This is a genomic window from Synechococcus sp. HK01-R (assembly GCF_014217855.1).
In the GTDB taxonomy this organism is placed as follows: Bacteria; Cyanobacteriota; Cyanobacteriia; order PCC-6307; family Cyanobiaceae; genus Synechococcus_C.
In genome coordinates this window covers 1,561,954-1,582,612 of sequence record NZ_CP059059.1, presented here as the reverse complement: position 1 = coordinate 1,582,612, position 20,659 = coordinate 1,561,954, and the positions used below count along the sequence as shown (strand labels likewise).

The window sequence follows — 20,659 nt, the reverse complement described above, 5'->3', positions numbered from 1 at the left end:
CACTCAGCGCCGTTTCCCAGCCATCATCGCTTCGATCTTGCGGATCCGCGCCAACGTGGTGGTCCAGACCTCCAGACGGAAGCGCTGATCCGCCAGGGTGGGCTCCGACGGTTCCGCAGCACCGATCCAGGCCTGCAGTTCCTCAATCTTAGCCTCAAGGTTCTCGCGAGCCTCAAAAGCCTCCCAAAGCTCACGCTCCAACTTGGCGCGCTCAATGAAATTCCAGCGTTTGAGCCAGAGCATGGTGGCCATAGTGAAGATGGTGCAGGTCTAGAGGATCTGATGGTGATGCAACCGGAGACGCTTTCCAAGGCGATTCAGCTTTCGGTGGCTCCGGTGTTCCTTCTTGCCGGCATCGGCGCTCTACTGAACGTGATCTCCACCCGATTGGCACGGATTGTGGATGCCGCCAAGCGCGCCAAGGAGGGTGTTCTGGCTGGGAACCCAATCGATGAGCAGGAGCGGCGTTGCTATCGCCGGCGCATGCAACTGACGATCCGGGCGATTGAACTGCTCACAGGTTCCACCCTGCTCATTGCCGCCGTGGTGGCTGTGATGTTCTTCAGCGTGATCTCCAGACTGAATCTCACGGTGGTCGTGGCACCCCTATTCATCTCGGCAATGGCCCTGCTGATGCTGGCGTCGCTCTGCTTCCTTCGGGAGGTGCAATTGGCGTCTCGCCACCTGCATCAGTTGATTTGATCATCAACTCGCCAACCAGCCCCACCCCCTGAGCAGATCCACCAGACTGATCACCAGGCCCACGGCGATCACGGGCGGGGAAATCCAACGCAGCACAAACAGCAACCAACGGCGTAAGGCAGCCGGAGTAGCACTGCCCTTGAGATCGTCGTCGAAACGGGCAGGAACCACCCAACCAAGCAGCACAGCGATCAACAGCCCACCAAGGATCAGCATGACCCCCCCGAAGATCGAATCCATCACCTCCAACACCGGGATCGACGTGGCCGCAGGGAGACCGGCCACAAAAATCAACGCCGCACTGATCCACACCGCCCGCCGCCGACTCCAACCGAGCCGATCCATCAGTGAGGCCACCGGCACCTCCAGGAGCGACACCGATGAGGTGATCGCGGCGATGTAGGCAAGGAAGAAAAACAGCACCGCCACCACCCGTCCCGTGAGCCCCAGGGAAGCGAGGCCGGTGGGCAGAGCGATAAACAGGGTGCCCACGGTGGAACCACTCACCACATCCTTCAGACCAAAACTCATCACCACCGGGAAGGTGACAAGTCCGGCGAGCAATCCGACGGCGGTGTCCATCCCCACAACGGCAATCGCTTCCCGCGGCAGATGATTGCGGCGGTCGAGATAGGCCGCATAGGCAAGGATGCAGCCGATGCCTGCCCCAATCGAAAAAAACGCCTGGGTGAAGGCATTGCGAATGGTGGTGAAGTCAGTCAGCTCCCGGGGATCGAAGTTGAGCAGAAAGGTGTGACGCCCCTCGGCTGCTCCCTCCAAACCGGAGGCCCAAAGCGCCAGTCCGATCAGCAACACAAACAGCAGAGGCAGCGCCCATCGAGACAGCCGTTCGATACCGGCTTGCACTCCTGCAGCCACCACCAATGCGGTGAGCACAAGACTGAACAACTGTCCCAGCACGGCACTGTTGCCGCCGCTAATCACCCCAAAGAAGCTCTCGGCTGCCGCCAGGTCTGATGGCAGTCCCACCAGTAGGGCATGGAGCAGGGTGTGACCGGTCCATCCCATCAAAACGGCGTAGAAGGCCAGGATGCCGCTCGCCGCCGCGATAAACAGCCAGCCCATCGGTTGCCAGCGGCGACCAGCCGCGGTCACTGGTGCGATCAGGGGGCTGTGGCCTGTGCTGCGACCCAGCACCATCTCCGCCACGAGGACCGGCAGACACACCACCAACACAATCAGCACATAGAGGAGCAGAAACGCGCCACCGCCCCCCTGGGAGGCGCGATAGGCGAATCCCCAGAGGTTGCCCAGCCCGACCGCACTACCCGCCGCGGCCAGAACAAAACCAAGACCTGACTTCCAGTGCTCCTTCACCGCCATCGCCGCCAGATCTCCTCGCCTGAGCGGCAGTTTGCCAGGGTTCGGCATGGGAAACTGTTGACACTTGCCGGATCGACGTGAAAGCCATCAGCGTGCTGGGCTCCACGGGCTCGATCGGCACCCAAACCCTGGAGATCGCCCAGGAATTCCCAGAGCGCTTCCGGGTGGTGGCCCTCAGCGCCGGGCGCAACCTTCCACTGCTGGTGGAGCAGATCAGCCAGCACAGCCCTGAAGTGGTGGCCTTGGCAGACGACAGCCTGCTGCCCGAACTCCAGGACCGTCTCAACGCCCTGCCCACCGATCGACAACCCGAGACCCTGCCGCAACTGGTGGGTGGCGCCAACGGACTCAACGTCGCAGCCGCTTGGGACACGGCCGATCTTGTGGTGACAGGCATCGTTGGCTGCGCCGGTCTGCTGCCCACCCTGGCGGCCGTGCGCGCCGGAAAGGATCTGGCCCTCGCCAATAAGGAAACACTGATCGCCGCTGGGCCGGTGGTCTTACCGGAACTGAAGAAGAGTGGCAGCCGCCTGCTGCCAGCCGACTCGGAACACTCCGCGATCTTCCAGTGCCTGCAAGGAACCCCCTGGGCTGAAAACGCCAGCCTCTCCACCGGTGTCCCCACCCCAGGCCTGCGCCGCATTCAGCTCACCGCCTCCGGTGGTGCATTCCGTGACTGGGAGGCCGCCGATCTGGAGAAAGCCACCGTGGCTGATGCCACCTCCCATCCCAACTGGAGCATGGGCCGCAAGATCACGGTGGATTCCGCCTCCCTCATGAACAAAGGTCTGGAGGTGATCGAGGCCCATTACCTGTTCGGTCTCGACTACGACCACATCGAGATCGTGATCCACCCTCAAAGCATCATCCACTCGATGGTCGAGCTGGCCGATTCCTCGGTGCTGGCCCAGCTGGGCTGGCCGGATATGAAATTGCCAATCCTCTACTGCCTGAGCTGGCCGGAACGGCTTGAAACACCGTGGCGTCGCCTCAACCTCACGGAGGTGGGGCAGCTCAGCTTCCGGAGCCCTGACCCCGCCAAATATCCCTGCATGGAGCTGGCCTACGCGGCTGGCCGCGCCGGTGGCACGATGCCAGCCGTGCTCAATGCGGCGAATGAGGAAGCGGTCGCCCAGTTCCTGCAGGAGCGCATTCACTTCCTCGACATTCCCGATCTCATCGACGCCACCTGCGAGCGTCACAAGTCCGATCGCATGGATCATCCCCAACTCGACGACGTGCTGGCCGTGGATCAGTGGGCTCGAGATGTGGTGCGTGAACAGGTACAGCGCGGCACCCGACGCATCCCCATGGCAGCCATGGCCGCGTGATCCAGGCCAGCCATCACCTGCTGCTCTGTGCCACGCCGGCCAAGGCGAAGTGCTGTGATCCCAGCATCGGTGCCGCCAGCTGGGAGGCTCTCAAGCAGGGAGTGCGCCAGCTGGATCTTGAGAACCCTGAGCGGGCCCAGGGCATCGTGCTGCGCAGCAAGGCTGACTGCCTACGAGTCTGTGAACAGGGCCCCGTGCTCCTGATCTGGCCTGAAGGCATCTGGTACGGGAATGTGACACCGGAGCGGGTGCAGCAGATCCTCGAAGAGCATGTGGTGGGTGGGCGACCGTGCAACGAGTGGGTCATCCGCCGGACACCATTCCAGCAGCCCTCCGAAGCACAATCTGTTTCAAACGATCCTCAGCCGTCCTGATCGCTGCCGTCAACGGCGCTGATTGCTGTCACAGCAGCTGGTGGTACCAGGCGTTGGCCAACCGATCCGACCAGGAGCCTGCGGTCAGGCTGTCGCCAGATGCATGGAATCCGTTGTGGCCTCCCCGTGCAGTGAGCAGGATCGACAGGGGTTCAGCCGCATCGGACTGGTTCAGAGCCCCGATCGAACGCTGCAACTCCTGCGCCGCTCGGGCTGGCACCCAGGGATCATCCAGCGCCTGAAGCAGCAAGGTGGGAGGCAGACGCCTACGGGCCTGGGGATCAAGCAAACGGACCAGGGGCGAGGCGCAGCGGTAGTACTCCTCCACAGAGTCGTAGCCCCAGCGCGGTGCCGTGATGGCTGCATCAAACGCGCGGATGCTTCGAGGTGGGGTCTTCCTCAGGAGCTGCTCCTCTGTGGCGGTGACACCGAAGGGATCTGCCAAGGTCTGGCGCACGAGCCGTTGCAACAACCAACGCTGATAGATGCGATTGCGGGAGCGCTCAATCGAAGCACTACAGGCAGCCAGATCGAGAGGGCTACTGGCGCAGAACAACCCATCGAGAACCCCGGCCGACTCCAGCGCCGCATTCAGCAGCATGGTGCCACCCAAGGAGATGCCAGCACCAAGAAGGGGAAGCGGTTGAAGACGGCCGGCGGCCTGAGCCAGCTCCGAGGCCAGCTCCCGAGCGCGCATGAGGACGGGAAGGAGATCGCTGTTGCAGCAAGCGGCATAGGTGCCTGCGGCGAGATGACGGCCGGGGTCAGCCCCGCGCAGGTTGAGCCGCAACACAGCAAAACCCGAAGACTGCAGGGATAAACCAAGACGACGCATGCCTTCCCGTCGACTGGAGCCCCCCAGGCCATGGAGAAGCACCACCAGCGCCTGAGCAGGACCGGAAGCGGGTTGGTCGAGAACAGCAAGCAATTGCCCGGCAGGGGCGGCTCCACTGCGCAGGGCTGGAACTGGAATCTGAAGCGGCTGCCCCTGATCAGGAGGCAGCCGCATCGGGCGAAGGGTGTCCCGCAGGGTTTGCAGGTCTCCGCCTAACCAGGGAAGACGTTGCCGATAGGCGGCAACACCCAGCTGCTGAAGCAGCTGGGTCATTTCTTCCCGACGCCCAGCTCCTTGAGCTCCCCGAGCAGGTCACCCAGCACCTTCTTGGCATCACCAAACACCATCGAAGTGTTAGCCAGTTCGAACAGATCGTTCTTAATGCCTGAGTAACCAGCACTCATGCCCCGCTTCACCACAAACACCGTGCGGGCCTGCTGCACATCCAGCACAGGCATGCCGTAAAGCGGCGAGTTCGGATCGTTCTTGGCCTGAGGGTTGACCACGTCATTGGCACCCAGCACCAGCACCACATCCGTGGCAGGGAACTCGGGGTTGATCACATCCATCTCTTTGAGCTGCTCGTAGGGCACATCGGCCTCGGCGAGGAGCACGTTCATGTGACCAGGCATGCGACCAGCCACTGGGTGAATGGCGTAATCGACCTGGATGCCAGCTGCTTCCAGAGAGCGGGTGACTTCCCGCAGGGTGTGCTGAGCCTGAGCAACGGCAAGGCCGTAACCAGGAACGATCACGACCCGTTCGGCAGCCTCGAGGGTCAGGGCACATTCCTCAACGCTGCAGCTGGTGATGTTGGTGTATTCACCACCACCACCGGAGGCCGCTGCGGATGCTCCAAGGGCCCCTCCGAAGAGCACGGACACCAGGGAGCGGTTCATGCCATTGCACATGACCTGGGTGAGGATCAAGCCGGCTGCACCGACCATGGCCCCCGCCACGATGAGCAACTGGCTACCGACCACAAAGCCGGCGGCTGCTGCTGCCACACCGGAGTAGCTGTTGAGCAGCGAGATCACCACAGGCATGTCAGCCCCACCGATGGGCAGGGTCACGCCGATGCCCAGCAGGCTGGAAGCGATCACCAAAAGCCAGAGGCCCTGAGCACTCACACCACCCTTGGCAATCAGGTCAACCGCTGCCACCAGGCAAGCGACCGCCAGGGCAATGTTGACGAAATGGCGGGCCTTGCTCTGCATCCAGGCCGGCGTCGACAACCAACCCTGCAGCTTGGCCATGGCCACGATCGAGCCAGTGAAGGTGATCGCACCGACGAACACCGAGATCACGATCGAGACCACAGCGACCATGCCAGTGGCATCGAGCTCGCTTGGGTAGAAGGCCGCAGCCAGTGCCACCAACAGCGACGACATGCCCCCGCAACCGTTGAAGAGAGCGACGGTTTCGGGCATGGACGTCATCGGGACCCGCTGGGCCGTGATGGCACCCAGCACACCACCCACAACGGTGCCTCCGATGATCCAGCTCCAGGCAGCCACGCTGATGCCACTGGTGCCCAGGTAGTGAATCAGCAGACCGAGCACGGCAAGCGCCATGGCAACGGCTGCCAGTTGATTGGCGCCCCGGGCAGAGCGCACCTTCGAAAGACCTTTGATGCCTAGGGCCAGCAACAGGATGGCGACCAGGTCAATGACGTACTGAAGAATGTCCATCAGCGGTTCTCCTTGCGGGCGGGCTTGCGGCTGAACATGGCGAGCATGCGATCGGTCACCAGGAAGCCCCCGATCACGTTGAAAAGGGCAAAGCCCAAAGACACAGAACCAAGCACCAGCAGAGGGATGCTCCCGTTCGATTTGATGATCGCCGTCAGGGCCGCCAGCACGGTGATGCCGGAGATAGCGTTAGCGCCGCTCATCAGAGGCGTATGCAGGGTGGGAGGCACCTTGCCGATCAGTTCCAGGCCCAGGAGGCTGCCGAGCAGCAAAACCCAGAGGGCATTCACAAAGCTTGAATCCATCAGTTGGCTCCGGGGGTGAGAACGTCGCCGCGGCGGATGCTGCCGTCCTGGGCGATCAGACAACCAGCGATCAGTTCGTCCTCGGTGTCGAGGCTGAGCTGACCATCCTTGAGGGTGGGCTCCAGTAGCGCCAGCAAATTGCGGGCATAGAGCGCACTGGCGTGATTGGGAACTGTGCAGGGCAGATCGTTGGCGCCGATGAGCTTCACGCCCTTGCGATCAACGGTCTGGGAGGGCTGGGTGTCAGCGCAGTTTCCACCCTGGGCCACGGCAAGGTCCACCACCACCGCACCGGGACGCATCCGATCCAGCATGTCTTCACTGATCAGGCGGGGGGCACGGCGACCGGGCACCTGAGCTGTACAGATCGCCACATCAGCTTCGGCCAGCTGATCGGACAACTGTTGGCGCTGGGCGGCCAGGAACGCCTCCGAGGCCTGTTTGGCATAACCGCCCGACTCAGCCGGCTTGTCCTCCATCTCCGGGGGATCGATGAACCGGGCACCGAGCGATTCCACCTGCTCCTTCACGGCGGGCCGGATATCGCTGACATAAACGACTGCGCCGAGACGGCGGGCGGTGGCCACCGCTTGCAATCCGGCAACACCGGCACCGAGTACCACCACCCGCGCGGGTTGAACGGTGCCCGCTGCGGTCATCAGCATCGGGAAATAACGGTCGAGGGCGCCGGCTCCGAGCAGCACGGATTTGTATCCGGCGATGTTGGCCTGGGAGGAGAGGGCATCGGCCGACTGGGCGCGACTGATCCTGGGCAACAACTCCAGGGCCATGGCCGAGAGGCCTGCACCCTGGAGAGCACTCGCCAGCTCAGCGTTGCTGTAAGGAGAAAGCAAGCCGACCAGCAGCGCACCGCGGCGGAGGGTTGCCAGCGCAGACGCTGCGGGAGGCTGCACGCAGAGCAGCAGGTCGGCCTGGCTCCAGGACGACGCATCAGCTGCCGCTACGAGCTCAGCTCCGGCATCGGCATAGGCCGTATCCACGAAACCGGCCCTGGCACCAGCACCCCGTTCCACTGAAACGGTGCAGCCCAGGCCAATGAACTTCCTGACGGTCTCAGGAGAAGCCGCTACTCGGGTTTCCCCTGCAGCGGTTTCAACAGGTATTAAAAGTCTGGGCAAGATCGTGACGCCGTCGACCCAGCCGAGATTACGGGGTCGCGTACACGATTCCGGGAGCTTTTCTGAAGATCGACGTCCTGATCGATTGCTCTGGCTAAGGAGAGGGCCCATTCCGCAAACCCATGGGCCTCACGGCGATCGAATGTCCAGACGGCGTCTGCCACAGCCATCACGGTGGCCATGCGGTGGAGCGCCAGGCGATGCAGGCGGTTCTTCAGGGGCATGGCCGCGAATGGTGTGAGCGCCTGGCGGAGCGCATCTACGAGATGTCGGTTGACACCTTCTCCCAAACCGTGATGCCCAGCCTGCACGCGGCTGGCTGGCAGCGTCGCCATCTCGACTGGGAGTTCAAGCTTGCCGACCAGGAGTCTGAGCCGGACCGCACCCTGGTGGACGGCATCATCAATGCCACCGAGAGCTTTCTGCGCAGCAGCGAGGTGCATCGGCTCTTCATTCAGGAGCTCGTGCAAGGCACCTTTGACGAGGCCAGTGATCGACACCTGCACCGCTCAGCTGTGCGCCAGTTGATTGAAACCGAACTGCTGGCGCTGCTCGAAGAACAGAAAGATGATCTGCTCGACCGTCTGGCGGGCCGGCTGATGGATGAGGCCCAGGGGGACTTTGATCTGGCCAGGAGTGCGGCCAGCGCAGGCCTCAAAGAGGTGGAGCTGCTCCTGGCCAATCACACCGAAGCGCTCTGAGCGAAGGCTCAGAACATCGGCTGCACCTCCTGCTCCACTGCCAGGGCCATCGCACGACGGCCCTGGTGGCGGAGGAGGCGCGCCCTAAGGATCAATGGATCGATGTCGCACTCGTGCAGCCAACACTGCTCCAAGCGCAGCTGCGGGTTCCTGTTCGGGCGTGAGGAGGAGCGACGATTGGCCATGGGCAGCGCGGGCAAAACCCAAGAGGGCTGATGGCCGGAAGGTAGGGATGCTCAGGACGAATGGAATGGTTAGAAAGACCTAACTTTCCGAGCAGACTGATCGTCCCCCCGTCCTTTGAACTCTGCGAGCCCAACCGGGACGAGACGATCCGCCCCAGGGTCTGGCAGCGGCAGCTGATTCAGCTATTGCGCCGCAGGCTGTCTCAGCCAGACACCAGCGGCAGGGATGTGCTTGTCCATGCTGGCCCCGGAGCAGGCAAAACCCTGGGCGCCTTGCTGGCCTTCCGCAGCATGCGTTCAGAACAGCGACTCGATCGCTTTCTTGTGTTCTGCCATCGCACTTCAATCCTGAAGCAGTGGCAGCTGGCAGCTCAGCGCCTGGGACTGACACTGGCGGAATGGTCTCCATCCCCTGAGCTGGAGTCGGGGGATCGATGGACAGGACAGGGGCTGGGCGACGCAGACGGCTGGCTGGTGACCTACCAGGGAGCGGGCCGCCAACTGGAGGGACTGGGGGAAGCTCTCCGTCTTTGGTGTCCTGAACGCCTGTTGGCCATTGCCGACGAAGCCCATCATCTGGGCGTGGATCCGGAGGAACCAGAGGGGCCGATCTGGGGACGCACCTTCCTCGAACTCAGCGAAGGAAGTCGACTGCGACTGGGTCTGACAGGAACCCCCTTCAGGGCCGACAACCTCGCCTTTTGCGCCGCAAGAAAGGTGCGAGTGGAGAGTGAGGGGGAGCTTGTGGAACAGATCAGTCCGGATCTCTGTGTGGAGCCAAGGGAACTGATCGCCGCCGGCGATGTTCGGCCACTGGAGTTCCGATTTCAGGATGGATGGGTGGAGCACAGCCGCGAGGGACTACCGGACCGTGATGTGTCGCCACTGTCTGCAGAGCAGCGAGAGAGCTGGAGGGCCCGCAATCTGCGCAGGGCGATCCGTCTGTCCGACTCCAGCAGCATTGCCCTGCAGCTGCTGCTGCGAGCCAGAAAACAACTCGAGAAAGTGCGCGAACGCCATCGGGAGGCAGCGGGCCTCGTGATGGCTCGTGACATCGACCATGCGCGCAGCATCACGCGACTTCTGGAGGAGGAGGGCGATCGGGTGGATCTCGTGCACTCCCAGGATCCGGACGCGAGTCGCCGCCTGGGCGCCTTTCAAAAGGGCCATGCCGACTGGCTCGTCAGCATCGACATGTGTGCAGAGGGATTCGACGCCCCCAGGTTGCGCGTCGTGGCTTACCTGACCACCGTGGTCACCCGCAGCCGCTTCCTGCAGGGCATTACACGGGCGGTCCGCATGAGCGGGGAGCGCGCAAGCGTGGAAGCGGTGCCGAGGGAGCCCTCCTTCGTCTTTGCCCCGGCCGATCCTCTACTGATGAGCTACGCGCGCACCTGGTCCTGGTCGGAGCCGTACCGCATCCGCAGCCTGTCCACGACTGAGGACGATGCAACGGAAACCGGAGGCAACTGGCGTGGACCCAGCCTGCCTCTTGAGGCGGTCGGTGATGGAGCCGGCGCCGTGATCCAGATGCGCACTCCGGAATTGCCCAGCTTTTTGCAGCGTTGACGACACATTTCTGCAGAGAAAAATGCGACGTTCTGCGAATTCAGGCCTGATGGGTCCCCATCAACAAGCAGCCTGGTCACCATCTGGGAGCCGATCATGGAAGCAGCCATGCAACGTCGCGTCAGCGTCGCCACATGCTGGGCAACCACCAGGATCGCTGTGCTGGACAGCGCAGAGCGCTATGAAGACAGCTACGCATTGACCCAGGAATTCAGAGAGTGGATTACCTGCATGGGTGAACACCCGGAGCTTCTGGAGGACTCGGTGCTGAGCGTTTCAAGGGCACCAAGCAAACGCCCGCAGTTCAACGAAGGCTGGGAAGACCCCCTCGAAATCTGAAGAAATTATTAAAAAACGGCAATGATTTTGGGTCGGCGTTCATGCAATTCGCGCCCCTCCGATCACGACAGAGGGAAGGCTCACTTAGAGTCAACTCATAATCGATCCGCTTAAGCCATGGCTGCAGAGATTGGTGCTGACCACCTGGCCACAGAAAACCTGGTCATCGTTGGCTCCGGACCTGCGGGCTACACAGCTGCGATCTACGCCGCCCGAGCCAACCTCAGCCCACTTCTCATCACTGGCTTCCAACGGGGCGGCATCCCTGGCGGACAACTGATGACCACCACCCACGTGGAGAACTTCCCCGGGTTCCCCGATGGGGTGCTCGGCCCTGACCTGATGGATCTCATGAAGGCCCAGGCAGAGCGCTGGGGAACGCGCCTTCTCGAAGCTGATGCCGATGCCATCGACCTCAGCAGCCGTCCCTTTCGCATCGAAGCCGACGGCCGCAGCATCCAGACCCAGGCGCTAATCCTGGCCACTGGCGCTAGCGCCAATCGCCTGGGACTGCCGCAGGAGGAGCGCTTCTGGAGCCAAGGCATCAGCGCCTGTGCCATCTGCGATGGCGCCACCCCCCAGTTCCGCAACGAAGAGCTCGCTGTGGTGGGCGGTGGTGATTCCGCATGCGAGGAAGCGGTGTACCTCACCAAATACGGCAGCCACGTGCACCTGCTCGTGCGCTCTGGACAGTTACGTGCCAGCGCGGCCATGGCCGACCGGGTGCAGGCCAACCCCCAGATCAGCGTCCACTGGAACACCGAGGTGGCCGATGCCGAAGGCGACGACTGGCTGACGTCCCTGCGACTTCGCAATCGGGAAAGCGGCGCAGAGCGGGAGCTCCCCGTGCGCGGACTCTTCTATGCCATCGGCCACACCCCCAACACCGAGCTGGTGCAGGGACAGCTGGACTGCGATGACAAGGGGTACCTCTTAACCGCACCAGGCAGGCCTGAGACCTCGGTGGACGGCGTTTATGCCGCTGGCGATGTGGCTGATGCGGAATGGCGCCAGGGCATCACTGCCGCCGGTAGCGGCTGTCAGGCCGCTTTGGCAGCCGAGCGCTGGCTGAGCCACAACAATTTGGCCACCCTCGTGTCGCGCGACAGCGTTGAGCCTGCCCAGGCCTCAACACCCCAAGTCAGCGAAACGGCCACAGAAGCCACCTATGACCCCAAAGCCCTCTGGCAGAAGGGCAGCTATGCATTGCGCAAGCTCTATCACGACAGCGACAAGCCCCTGCTGGTGGTGTACACCTCCCCCAGCTGCGGCCCCTGCCACGTGCTCAAACCACAACTCAAGCGTGTGCTCGATGAGTTGGGGGGCCGTGCCCAGGGGGTGGAGATCGACATCGAGGCTGATCAATCGATTGCCGAGCAGGCCGGAGTGAATGGCACCCCCACGGTGCAACTGTTCTATGGCAAGGAGCTCAAGCAGCAGTGGCGTGGCGTGAAGCAGCGCAGCGAGTTCCGAGGCGCCATTGATGCCCTCCTCGGTGCATCAGTCTGAGCGATTCAGCGGCGGCGCCTGGAATCGATCTGCAGCAGGTCCCTGACCTTCTGCACCTGGCTGGCGAGCTGGGGGTCTGAGGCCAGCTTCTTTTCCACCTGCTCGATCGCATACATCACCGTGGTGTGGTCCTTCCCCCCGAAGGTCTCACCAATACGTGGAAGGCTGAGGGCGGTGCCCTGACGCATCAGAAACATGCCCACCTGACGGGCCTGACTGACTGCGCGGCGTCGGCTGCTGCTGCACATGTCCTCGGCTGACACATCAAACACTTCCGACACCTTGTCGATCACCTGCTGGGGTGTGACCTCAACACCCTGACCACTCGGGTCGAGCATCGGCGCAACCGACTCCACCGTCATCGGTAGACCCGTGATCGAAGCGAAGGCCACGGCGCGGGTCAGGGCCCCCTCCAGCTCACGGATGTTGGACGTGAAACGGCCTGAGATGTATTGGATGAGATCCCTTGGCAGTGAAACCCGCTCCTGCTCCGCCTTCTTCTGAAGAATCGCCATGCGCGTCTCCAGGTCTGGAGCTTGGATATCAGCGATCAGCCCCATCGAGAATCGGGAGATCAGGCGCTCCTGAAGACGAGGGATCTGACTGGGGGGGCGATCACTGGCGATCACAATCTGCCGCCCAGCCTCATGGAGCGCATTGAAGGTGTGGAAAAACTCCTCCTGGGTGTATTCCTTCCCTTCGATGAACTGAATGTCATCGACCAGAATCAAGTCAGCAGCTCGATAGCGATCGCGAAAGGCCTGCATGCCGTCCTTACGGATCGCCTGAATCAGATCGTTCGTAAAGGTTTCCGTCGAGACATAGGAGACCCGCGCTTCAGGATCAATCTCCAGGCGGTAGTGACCGATCGCCTGCATCAGGTGGGTTTTCCCCAAACCCACACCACCGCAGATGAACAACGGATTGAACTCCCGTCCTGGCGACTCAGCGACCGCCAGCGCCGCCGCATGGGCCATGCGGCTGTTGGGGCCGACCACAAACCTGTTGAACACGTAACGCATGTTCAACCCCGGCAAACGTCGTGGTTGCGATGAGCGGCTCGTCGCCCCCTCAGTCGGGGGTGTCGCTGGTGCCGTTCCCGACGATGACTGGGCATTCCCGGCGCTGACGCCAGACGAGGCAGCTGACAGCGTGGTGGCGGCAGGCTCGTCCTCGCGGGCCAGAACCCTCACGGTCACCTTGGCCCCATGGAGGCCTGTCGCAACCTCCTCGATCGTGGCGACGTAGTTCTTACGGAGCCAATTGCTGGCGAAGCTGTTCGGGGCCTGCAGGGTGAGCTCCCCATTGGCGAAGCCCGTGCAGAGGGCTGGTCGGATCCAGGTTTCGAAGGTGGGCTTGCTCAGGTTGCTCTGGAGCGCGTGCTGCACCTTGTTCCACAGCTCGCTGCCGGTCAGCACCACGCGTATCCGATCCCATCGGTGCCGAATCTACGCACCTTCTGCCGGCCAGTCCGTCTTTAATGAGACCCTGAGCAACTCACACGCAATCCCATGGCCAGCGCCGCGCCCACCTCCAGGCAGCGCCTTCTCCTCTGGCTTGGCATCAGCATGCTTGGAGTCGGTCTTGCTGGCTGCAATCCCTCCTGGCGCCAGCGGCTCGGCCTAGAGCCCAAGCCTGCCGAAGGCCCCGCTCCATCCGTGAGTGACGGCCCCAGCTCCGCGCCCCTTCAACCAGGTCGCAATGTGATCGTCTCCGCCGTCGAGCGGGTGGGTCCGGCCGTGGTGCGAATCGACACCCTGAAGCGGGTCAGCAACCCCCTCGGCAATCTGTTCGGGGCTGGACCATCCATCCAGCAGCAGGCCGGTCAGGGGTCAGGCTTCATCACCCGGTCCGATGGTCTGATCTTCACCAACGCCCATGTGGTGGAGGGAGCGGACCAGGTGTCGGTGACACTTCCCGATGGCCGCAGCTACAGCGGCAAGGTGCTGGGAGGTGATCCCCTCACCGATGTAGCCGTGGTGAAGGTGGTCGCGGAGAAACTGCCCGTAGCCCCCCTAGGCAATTCCGACGACCTGAAGCCAGGCGAATGGGCGATCGCGATCGGCAATCCGCTCGGACTCAACAACACCGTCACAGCTGGGATCATCAGCGCGGTGGAGCGGACGAACGCCGTGGGTGCCGGCCAGCGGGTGCCTTACATCCAGACCGATGCCGCCGTGAATCCAGGCAACAGCGGCGGGCCTCTGATCAACGCCTCCGGTCAGGTGATCGGCATCAACACCGCGATCCGCCAAGCGCCCGGCGCTGGCCTCAGCTTTGCGATTCCGATCAATCTCGCCAAGCGGATCGCCCAGCAGATCATCAGCACCGGCCAGGCCTCGCACCCGTTCATCGGCGTGAGGCTGCAAAGTCTCACACCCCAGCTGGCTCGCGAAATCAACGCCACCAGCAAGACCTGCAAAGTGCCTGAGGTCAATGCCGTTCTGGTGATCGAGGTCGTGGAAGGCAGCCCCGCCGCCCGCGGTGGCATCCGCCCCTGCGATCTGATCCGCCGCGTGAACGGCACCCAGGTGAAGGATCCCTCTCAGGTGCAGCTTGCCGTCGATCGCGGCCGCGTCGGACAAGCAATGCCCCTGATCGTGGAGCGAGACGGCAAAAAGCTGGAGCTCTCGGTGCGTCCGGCGGAACTGCCCAGGGGGGAATGAAGGCAGCAGCAGGGCAATCCCCCCTGCCAGTGTTGGTGATGATGACGCGATGGCCGGCTGCCGGACGCTGCAAGCGGCGTCTGGCAGCCGGCCTCGGGTCCGAAAGGGCAGCCCTGGTTCAGCGCGGCCTCACCCGCCACACCCTTGCGGTGGTGGAGGGGCTGAGAGCCAGCGGACACCTGCATCTGCGCATTGCCCTTTCCGGCTGCGGGCCGGGTGCCGCCCGTCGCTGGCTAGGCCATCGCCCAGGGGAGTTCAGCCTGCAGGGCCAAGGGGGATTGGGGGAACGCATGCGACGGCAGGTCCTCAAGGCCAGCCAACGTCATCCAGGCGCCCCGGTGCTGCTGATCGGTACCGATCTTCCTGAGCTGACACGCCAGGATCTACGGGCCGCGATCGCGGCTCTCAGGCAACATCCGCTCGTGCTGGGCCCGGCTGCTGATGGGGGCTACTGGCTGATGGGACTCCAGTCATGCTTGCTCCGCCCCACGGTCACCTGGCCCTTCACTGGGATCAGCTGGGGCAGCGATCAGGTGCTCAGCCACACGCTGCAGCGTGCGGAGGCTCAGGGCCTCCGTCCCCATTGTCTGCAGTGCCACAACGACCTCGATCGCCTCCAGGACCTGAGGCCTTGGCTGGCAGGACCATTGGCATGAGGGCGGAGCGCAACAACCGGGAGGCCGCCCTGCCTGCGCTGAGTGTGGTGATTCCATGCCTCAACGAAGCCGCGCGCCTGCCGCTGCTCCTGGCCGATCTACAGCGCTACACGCCCATCCCAGAGCTGCTGGTGGTGGATGGAGGCAGCGGTGATCGCAGTGCGGAGGTGGCAGAACTGGCTGGGGCAAGGGTGCTGCCTAGCGTTCCGGCCTGCAGGGGGCGCCAACTGGCGACCGGAGCGAGGCAGGCCGGCAACAGCTGGCTTCTGTTTCTCCATGCCGACAGCCGGCTGCCCCGGCAATGGCCAGAGGCGGTCGCAGACGCGATGCGGGCCGCCGATGCCGCCACCAATGCCTGGTACTTCCCCTTGACCATCGAGCCCTCGACAGCCGCTCGCCGGGGACTGGAGCGCTTGGTGAACCTGCGCAGCCGAGTGGTTCAAACCCCCTATGGAGACCAAGGATTGCTAATCCATCGCCACCTCTATGACGCGAGCGGAGGTTTTGAAGACCTTCCTCTGATGGAGGATCTTGATCTGGTGCAGCGGGTCGGCCAGCGAGCGGCGTTACGGCCTCTCAGCTGCTGCATCCAGACCGATGGACGTCGATGGGAGCGGGATGGAGTGCTCGGGCGAAGCTGGAGAAACGCCCGGCTGCGCCAACGGTGGCGACAGGGGGAATCAGCCCAGAGCCTGGCCGCGGCCTATGACGGGAGCCCACCTCCTCTCCTTCAGCTGGCGTACCAAAAACCGCAGCGATGACCATTGGGCTCAAGCTCCCAACCGAGGCGTTCGTAGAAGGGCAGCACCCCGGGGTCGGCAAAGAGAGTGACCCGCTCAGTGCCCATCTCCCTCAGCAGATCGATCAGGTAATCCATCAGTTGCCGGCCGAGCCCCGCCCCCTGATAAAGCGGATGGATGGCCACATCCCAGATCGTGGCCTCCAAGACCCCGTCTCCTGTGCAACGCGCGAAACCCACCAGGCGCGGCACCCTCGGGTCATGCCGCCAGAGTCCGACCGTGATCAGGCTGTGCTCGAGAGCCCGGCGCACTCGCCGCACCGGGCGGCGGCTCCAGCCCACAGCCTCCAGTAAACGCTCGAGCTCCACCAAATCAAGGGGTCTGGAGCTACTGAAGACCAGGCTCACCTGGGGATTGGGCGAGCTGCAGAGTCGCGCGCCTTCTCCATAGGCCTCCACCATCGACTGAGGAGAGAGCAAAGGGGTGCTGATCACCCAGGCGGTGCGATTCATGCATGATCCTGACGCACCGCCCCTGTCTGCGGTCAGCATGGAGGCCGTTGCGCCGTCTGATGACCTCCGCTCCCCTTCTCATCGGCATCCATGGCTGGCTGCTGAGCAGCCGGGTCTGGGAGCCCTTCCAGAAGGCCTGGGCCGCTGGGGAGGGGAATGCAGATCAGGGGGGCAGCGTTGCTCCTGCATCGATCCCCCTGTGGTGCCCGGACCTGCCAGGTTTCGGAGACCTCAAGCGTCCCAGGGATCTGGCGCCAACCCTTCCCGCCTATGGCCGCTGGCTCGCCGTGCAGGCCTTACGACGGGCAGATGGCCGACCTCTGGTGTTGATGGGCCATTCGCTTGGGGCCAGCGTGGTTCTCCATGCGGCAGACCATCTTCAGCAGCAGGCACCTGACAGCCTTAAGGCCCTGGTGCTGATCGCGGCCGGAGGCGGCATCTACCAACCGAGGCCTTTTCAGCGCCTGAGGCAGGGGGGGCGGCTGGTGGTCCTGATGCGCCCAGCCTTGCCCCTTCCCCTCGGACCGTTCCAGGCAGAGCGGCGGGCAGCGCTCGGCTTGCTGGTGAACAGCACCTGCCGCGGATCGATCAGGGCCATAACGGAGCTGGTGTCCAGACTTGAGGTGGAGAACCTCTGGATCAGCGGCAGCCAGGACCGGGTGATGGAGCCCGGTTATGTGCGTCATCTGGCTGGCTATAGCCCTCAGCACGCCTTGGTCAGCCTCCCCGACTGCGGCCATCTGCCGATGCAAAGCCACCCTGAGGCCCTGGCCTCGGCACTCAGGGGATGGCTTCAAAGCCTGGCCAGACCACGCTCCTGCAATTCAGCCAGTTCGGCGTAGAGGCCTCCAAGGGCCCGCAACTCGCGGTGGGTGCCCTGCTCGATCAACTGCCCCCGTCGCAACACAAGAATGCGATCCGCCGCCTCCACCGTTGCCAGACGATGGGCAATCACCACGGCAGTGCGTCGTTCCAGAAGGCGATCGAGATCCCGTTGCAGCGTTGCTTCCGTGGAGGGATCCATGAAGGCTGTCGCCTCATCCATCACCAACACCGTGGGATTGCGAATCGCCACCCTCGCCACAGCGAGCAACTGGCGTTCTCCAGAGGAGAGGTTGCCACCACGCTCTCGAAGCTCCGAAGCCAGCCCCTCAGGCAGACGCTCCAGCAAAGGGGCGAGACCGAGATCCCGGCAGATTTCGCCGAGACGCCGATCATCGAGCGGAACATCGAGACGCAAATTGTCCGCCACGCTGCCGCTGAACAGGAAGGTGTCCTGAAGCACGACCCCCAGCTGACGACGCAACTCAGGCACAGGCAGATCGCGGATGTCCTCTCCGTCGAGAAGGATCCGCCCCTCTTGGGGCTCATAAAGACGGCAGAGGAGACGGATGACGGTGCTCTTACCCGAACCGGTTGGACCCACCAGGGCCACATGTTCACCAGGGGCGATGCGGAAGCTCAGGTTGTGCAGAATCGGCTCATCGGGCCGATAGGCAAACGACACGTTCTCGAACACCACCTCGCCCCTGTTGGCTGGAACGGCCACAAGCGAGGGGCCGACGGGCCTGGGCTTCATCTCGCTGCTGCGGTCAACGATCTCCAGAGGCTCCTCGAGCAACTCGCCGATCCGCTCGACAGCGGTGAGCCCCCCCTGGATCTGGGTGAAACGCTCAGCCAGCTGGCGCAGGGGGTCAAACAATCGCTGGGAATAGAGGATGAATGTGGTGAGGGTTCCAAGGCCCATGGCCCCACCGCTCACCATCCAGCCGCCCAGGGCCAGCACAACGGCAACGGCTCCGAGGGCCACCCACTCGATAAAGGCGGAGATGCTGCTGTCGTAAAAGATCGTGCCGTTGACAGCCCGCCGGTACGCGTGGCCGGTGCGTTCGAAGCGAGCTGCATTCACCGCTTCGCGACGGAACATCTGCACCACCTCCAATCCCTGGAGGTTTTCCTGGAAATCGGCGTTGAGCTGGGAGAGCTCTTCACGCACGCGGTAGTTCGCCTTTCGATAGCGACGTTGCAGCCAAAGGATCATCAGCGTCACCGGGACCTGAGCCACCAGCAGGAGCAAGCCCAGGCGCCACTCCACCAACAACATCGTGATCGCGATCACCAGCAGGCTGACCAAATCACCAAGAACACCGACAGCCCCGCTACCGAACACTTCAGCGAGGGCATCCACATCGCTGGTGAGGCGCGTCAGCAGCTTGCCGACAGGCATCCGGTCATGGAAGCGAAGTGACAGCTGCATGGCATGGGAGAACAGATCCTCGCGAATCCGGGACGTGAGCCGCTGCCCTACGGCCTGGATGTTGAAGGACTGCAGCCCCTGCAGACCAAGGCGCAGGAACACCGACACCAGCAGCGTGCCCACCAGTAAGCGCATCGCCGCTGGGGTCTCCATGGCCTGAAGCAGGGGCAGCACCGACTCCCTGGAAGCACCCCCAACACGCCGAAGCACAGCAATCGCCTGGCCGACCAGCAACGGCTGGATCGCACCAGCAAGAGCGACGGGCACCAGCAGAACCAGCGTGAGCAGCAACCGGCGCCGGTCGCGACCGAGATAGCGCCCCAGGCGCCTGACCCGCTGAAAGTCCGATGTGGCCATCAACTGGCCGCCGGCTGGGGTGTGCAGGCACGCATGGCATCAACAATTCCGCGCAGATCTCCACGATCCAGGCGGAGTGAAAGGGGATGCCCCACGAGACGGGCCGTGGAAAAGAAAAGATCCTCGATCGCCACAAGTCCGTTGTCCCGCAGGGTGCGGCCGGTGGCGACCAGATCCACAATCGCCTCTGCGATTCCGGTAATTGGTCCGAGCTCGACCGAACCGGTGAGATGCACAAGTTCGACAGGCAGATCGAGAGCGTCGAAATAGGTGCGGGCGCACTGGGTGAACTTGCTCGCCACCCGGCAGTGGGGGGGAAGATCCGCTGCGCGCTGGTAGCCGCTGCTGGCCTTCACAGCCACGGACATCCGACAGCCGCCGAAACCGAGATCCACCAACTGGGCCACTGGCATCTGGTGCTCGCGCAGCACGTCGTAACCGACCACACCCAGCTGGGCCTGTCCATAGGCCACGTAGACCGGCACATCACCGTTGCGCACCAGCAAGGCCCTGGCCCGACCACAGGCGGAAGGGACCATCAACTGGCGGTTATCAGGATCGAGAACCGCCTGAAAATCGAGACCGGCTGCAGCAAAACGAGCCACCGAATCTTTCAGCAGTGCTCCCTTTGCCAGGGCGACGGTGATCATGGAGTGATGCGTCGACCTGGACTTTAACGATGCCACCTTCCGGCACGACCCATGACGGCATTCACCCCCTGCCCGTCCTGCAGGACAACATCGTGTGGATCTGGGTGGCGGGAGATGCTGCGGTCGTGGTCGACCCGGCGGTGGCCTCACCGGTGATCGACTGGCTTGAGGAGCGCGAACTGCGGCTCGAAGCCGTGCTGCAGACCCATCACCATGCGGATCACATCGGCGGCACCCCCGAACTCCTGCTCCGCTGGCCCGATGCGGCGGTGATCGCCGCTCTGGCCGACCTGGAACGCATCCCCTTTCAAACCGTCTCGGTGCGGGAGGGGGACCGGCTCACCCTGCTGGATGGGGAACTGGAGGTGCTGGAGGTTCCGGCCCATACCAGGGCCCATGTGGCGTTTCTGCTCTCGGCTCAGGGGACGAGGCCTCCGGCCCTGTTCTGCGGAGACACGCTCTTCAGCGGGGGGTGTGGTCGCCTGTTCGAAGGCAGTGCGGCGCAGATGCACGAGGCGTTGCAACGCTTCAGCCAGCTCCCACTGCAGACGGGCGTCCATTGCGCCCATGAATACACCGAAGCGAATCTGCGCTGGGCGGCAGCCCTGCGGCCGGATGCACCGGCAATCCACAAGCGCTGGCAGGAGGTCGGGGCCCTCAGGGCCAGGGGCAGTTGCAGCCTGCCGAGCACGATCGGAATCGAACGGGAAACCAACCTGATGATGCGCGCCAACGATGCGGAGGAGCTGGGGGCACTGCGCCGGCACAAGGATCAGTGGCGTGGCTGAGGGCCCGGC

Annotated in this window: 23 protein-coding genes; 12 read left to right on the top strand and 11 right to left on the bottom strand. The window is 63.5% G+C overall.

All coding sequences use genetic code 11. The features are described from left to right. Nucleotides 1–3: 3 nt before the first annotated feature. Complete coding sequence (locus H0O21_RS08470) at nt 4–243, bottom strand: hypothetical protein (RefSeq protein ID WP_131454784.1); 240 nt, start codon at nt 241–243, stop codon at nt 4–6. A 39-nt stretch (nt 244–282) separates the two neighbouring features. Here H0O21_RS08470 and H0O21_RS08465 point away from each other — a divergent pair, with 39 nt between their 5' ends. Next, a complete protein-coding gene (locus H0O21_RS08465; RefSeq protein WP_370523016.1) occupies nt 283–702 on the top strand; it encodes a DUF2721 domain-containing protein in 420 nt (139 codons plus the stop codon). A gap of 3 nt (nt 703–705) precedes the next feature. Here H0O21_RS08465 and H0O21_RS08460 read toward each other — a convergent pair whose 3' ends face one another. After that, complete coding sequence (locus H0O21_RS08460) at nt 706–2,046, bottom strand: sodium-dependent transporter (RefSeq protein ID WP_185190948.1); 1,341 nt, start codon at nt 2,044–2,046, stop codon at nt 706–708. Nucleotides 2,047–2,123: 77 nt separating this feature from the next. Here H0O21_RS08460 and H0O21_RS08455 point away from each other — a divergent pair, with 77 nt between their 5' ends. Further along, nucleotides 2,124–3,377, top strand: coding sequence for a 1-deoxy-D-xylulose-5-phosphate reductoisomerase (locus tag H0O21_RS08455; RefSeq protein ID WP_185189361.1), 1,254 nt, complete (start codon nt 2,124–2,126; stop codon nt 3,375–3,377). Continuing rightward, entirely contained in the window at nt 3,374–3,751 is a 378-nt protein-coding gene (locus H0O21_RS08450) for a ferredoxin (RefSeq protein WP_185189360.1), read from the top strand. The genes H0O21_RS08455 and H0O21_RS08450 overlap by 4 nt, the downstream gene beginning before the upstream one ends. Nucleotides 3,752–3,779: 28 nt before the next feature. Here the strand turns inward: H0O21_RS08450 and H0O21_RS08445 are convergent, their stop codons facing one another. Genes H0O21_RS08445 through H0O21_RS08430 form a run of 4 tightly spaced genes read right to left on the bottom strand, consistent with a single transcriptional unit; the run spans nt 3,780 to nt 7,721 of the window. Continuing rightward, nucleotides 3,780–4,859, bottom strand: coding sequence for a YheT family hydrolase (locus H0O21_RS08445; protein WP_185189359.1), 1,080 nt, complete (start codon nt 4,857–4,859; stop codon nt 3,780–3,782). Continuing rightward, entirely contained in the window at nt 4,856–6,277 is a 1,422-nt protein-coding gene (locus tag H0O21_RS08440) for an NAD(P)(+) transhydrogenase (Re/Si-specific) subunit beta (RefSeq protein ID WP_131454410.1), read from the bottom strand. Before H0O21_RS08440 ends, H0O21_RS08445 begins: the two co-directional genes overlap by 4 nt. Further along, on the bottom strand, nt 6,277–6,582 hold the full coding sequence (locus tag H0O21_RS08435; protein ID WP_131454411.1) for an NAD(P) transhydrogenase subunit alpha: 306 nt from the start codon (nt 6,580–6,582) through the stop codon (nt 6,277–6,279). Before H0O21_RS08435 ends, H0O21_RS08440 begins: the two co-directional genes overlap by 1 nt. Then, nucleotides 6,582–7,721, bottom strand: a complete 1,140-nt coding sequence (locus H0O21_RS08430) for a Re/Si-specific NAD(P)(+) transhydrogenase subunit alpha (RefSeq protein ID WP_255440952.1) — start codon at nt 7,719–7,721, stop codon at nt 6,582–6,584. The genes H0O21_RS08435 and H0O21_RS08430 overlap by 1 nt, the downstream gene beginning before the upstream one ends. 122 nt (nt 7,722–7,843) lie before the next feature. On the opposite strand from H0O21_RS08430, the gene H0O21_RS08425 reads away from it, so the two are divergent. Next, a complete protein-coding gene (locus H0O21_RS08425; RefSeq protein WP_185189357.1) occupies nt 7,844–8,422 on the top strand; it encodes an EF-1 guanine nucleotide exchange domain-containing protein in 579 nt (192 codons plus the stop codon). An 8-nt stretch (nt 8,423–8,430) separates the two neighbouring features. Here the strand turns inward: H0O21_RS08425 and H0O21_RS08420 are convergent, their stop codons facing one another. Then, nucleotides 8,431–8,607: a hypothetical protein gene (locus tag H0O21_RS08420; protein WP_185189356.1), complete on the bottom strand. Its 177-nt coding sequence runs from the start codon at nt 8,605–8,607 to the stop codon at nt 8,431–8,433. Between the two features lie 60 nt (nt 8,608–8,667). Between H0O21_RS08420 and H0O21_RS08415 the strand changes: the two genes are divergently transcribed. The 3 genes from H0O21_RS08415 (at nt 8,668) to trxB (ending at nt 12,024) form a co-directional block, all read left to right on the top strand. Further along, entirely contained in the window at nt 8,668–10,176 is a 1,509-nt protein-coding gene (locus tag H0O21_RS08415) for a DEAD/DEAH box helicase (protein WP_185189355.1), read from the top strand. 96 nt (nt 10,177–10,272) lie between these two features. Further along, entirely contained in the window at nt 10,273–10,515 is a 243-nt protein-coding gene (locus H0O21_RS08410) for a hypothetical protein (protein WP_131454416.1), read from the top strand. Nucleotides 10,516–10,632: 117 nt separating this feature from the next. Further along, entirely contained in the window at nt 10,633–12,024 is a 1,392-nt protein-coding gene (gene trxB / locus H0O21_RS08405; protein ID WP_185189354.1) for a thioredoxin-disulfide reductase, read from the top strand. A 5-nt stretch (nt 12,025–12,029) separates the two neighbouring features. Here trxB and dnaA read toward each other — a convergent pair whose 3' ends face one another. Continuing rightward, on the bottom strand, nt 12,030–13,445 hold the full coding sequence (dnaA, locus tag H0O21_RS08400; RefSeq protein ID WP_185189353.1) for a chromosomal replication initiator protein DnaA: 1,416 nt from the start codon (nt 13,443–13,445) through the stop codon (nt 12,030–12,032). Nucleotides 13,446–13,535: 90 nt separating this feature from the next. Between dnaA and H0O21_RS08395 the strand changes: the two genes are divergently transcribed. Genes H0O21_RS08395 through H0O21_RS08385 form a run of 3 tightly spaced genes read left to right on the top strand, consistent with a single transcriptional unit; the run spans nt 13,536 to nt 16,107 of the window. After that, on the top strand, nt 13,536–14,690 hold the full coding sequence (locus H0O21_RS08395) for a trypsin-like peptidase domain-containing protein (RefSeq protein ID WP_185189352.1): 1,155 nt from the start codon (nt 13,536–13,538) through the stop codon (nt 14,688–14,690). Then, nucleotides 14,687–15,346 (top strand): TIGR04282 family arsenosugar biosynthesis glycosyltransferase, encoded by a 660-nt coding sequence (locus H0O21_RS08390; RefSeq protein ID WP_185189351.1) that lies wholly within the window; start codon nt 14,687–14,689, stop codon nt 15,344–15,346. Before H0O21_RS08395 ends, H0O21_RS08390 begins: the two co-directional genes overlap by 4 nt. Continuing rightward, nucleotides 15,343–16,107, top strand: coding sequence for a TIGR04283 family arsenosugar biosynthesis glycosyltransferase (locus H0O21_RS08385; protein ID WP_185189350.1), 765 nt, complete (start codon nt 15,343–15,345; stop codon nt 16,105–16,107). Before H0O21_RS08390 ends, H0O21_RS08385 begins: the two co-directional genes overlap by 4 nt. On the opposite strand, the gene H0O21_RS08380 is transcribed toward H0O21_RS08385, so the two are convergent. Further along, on the bottom strand, nt 16,077–16,598 hold the full coding sequence (locus H0O21_RS08380; RefSeq protein ID WP_255440951.1) for a GNAT family N-acetyltransferase: 522 nt from the start codon (nt 16,596–16,598) through the stop codon (nt 16,077–16,079). The two genes, H0O21_RS08385 and H0O21_RS08380, sit on opposite strands and share 31 nt — an antisense overlap. Before the next feature lie 59 nt (nt 16,599–16,657). Here H0O21_RS08380 and H0O21_RS08375 point away from each other — a divergent pair, with 59 nt between their 5' ends. Further along, nucleotides 16,658–17,440, top strand: coding sequence for an alpha/beta fold hydrolase (locus H0O21_RS08375; RefSeq protein WP_185189348.1), 783 nt, complete (start codon nt 16,658–16,660; stop codon nt 17,438–17,440). Here H0O21_RS08375 and H0O21_RS08370 read toward each other — a convergent pair. Together H0O21_RS08370 and hisG are read right to left on the bottom strand one after the other, a co-directional pair. Next, complete coding sequence (locus H0O21_RS08370; RefSeq protein WP_185189347.1) at nt 17,392–19,212, bottom strand: ABC transporter ATP-binding protein; 1,821 nt, start codon at nt 19,210–19,212, stop codon at nt 17,392–17,394. The two genes, H0O21_RS08375 and H0O21_RS08370, sit on opposite strands and share 49 nt — an antisense overlap. Beyond that, entirely contained in the window at nt 19,212–19,862 is a 651-nt protein-coding gene (hisG, locus tag H0O21_RS08365; protein WP_131454423.1) for an ATP phosphoribosyltransferase, read from the bottom strand. Before hisG ends, H0O21_RS08370 begins: the two co-directional genes overlap by 1 nt. A 29-nt stretch (nt 19,863–19,891) precedes the next feature. Here hisG and gloB point away from each other — a divergent pair, with 29 nt between their 5' ends. Next, a complete protein-coding gene (gene gloB, locus H0O21_RS08360) occupies nt 19,892–20,650 on the top strand; it encodes a hydroxyacylglutathione hydrolase (RefSeq protein ID WP_185189346.1) in 759 nt (252 codons plus the stop codon). Nucleotides 20,651–20,659: the final 9 nt, after the last annotated feature.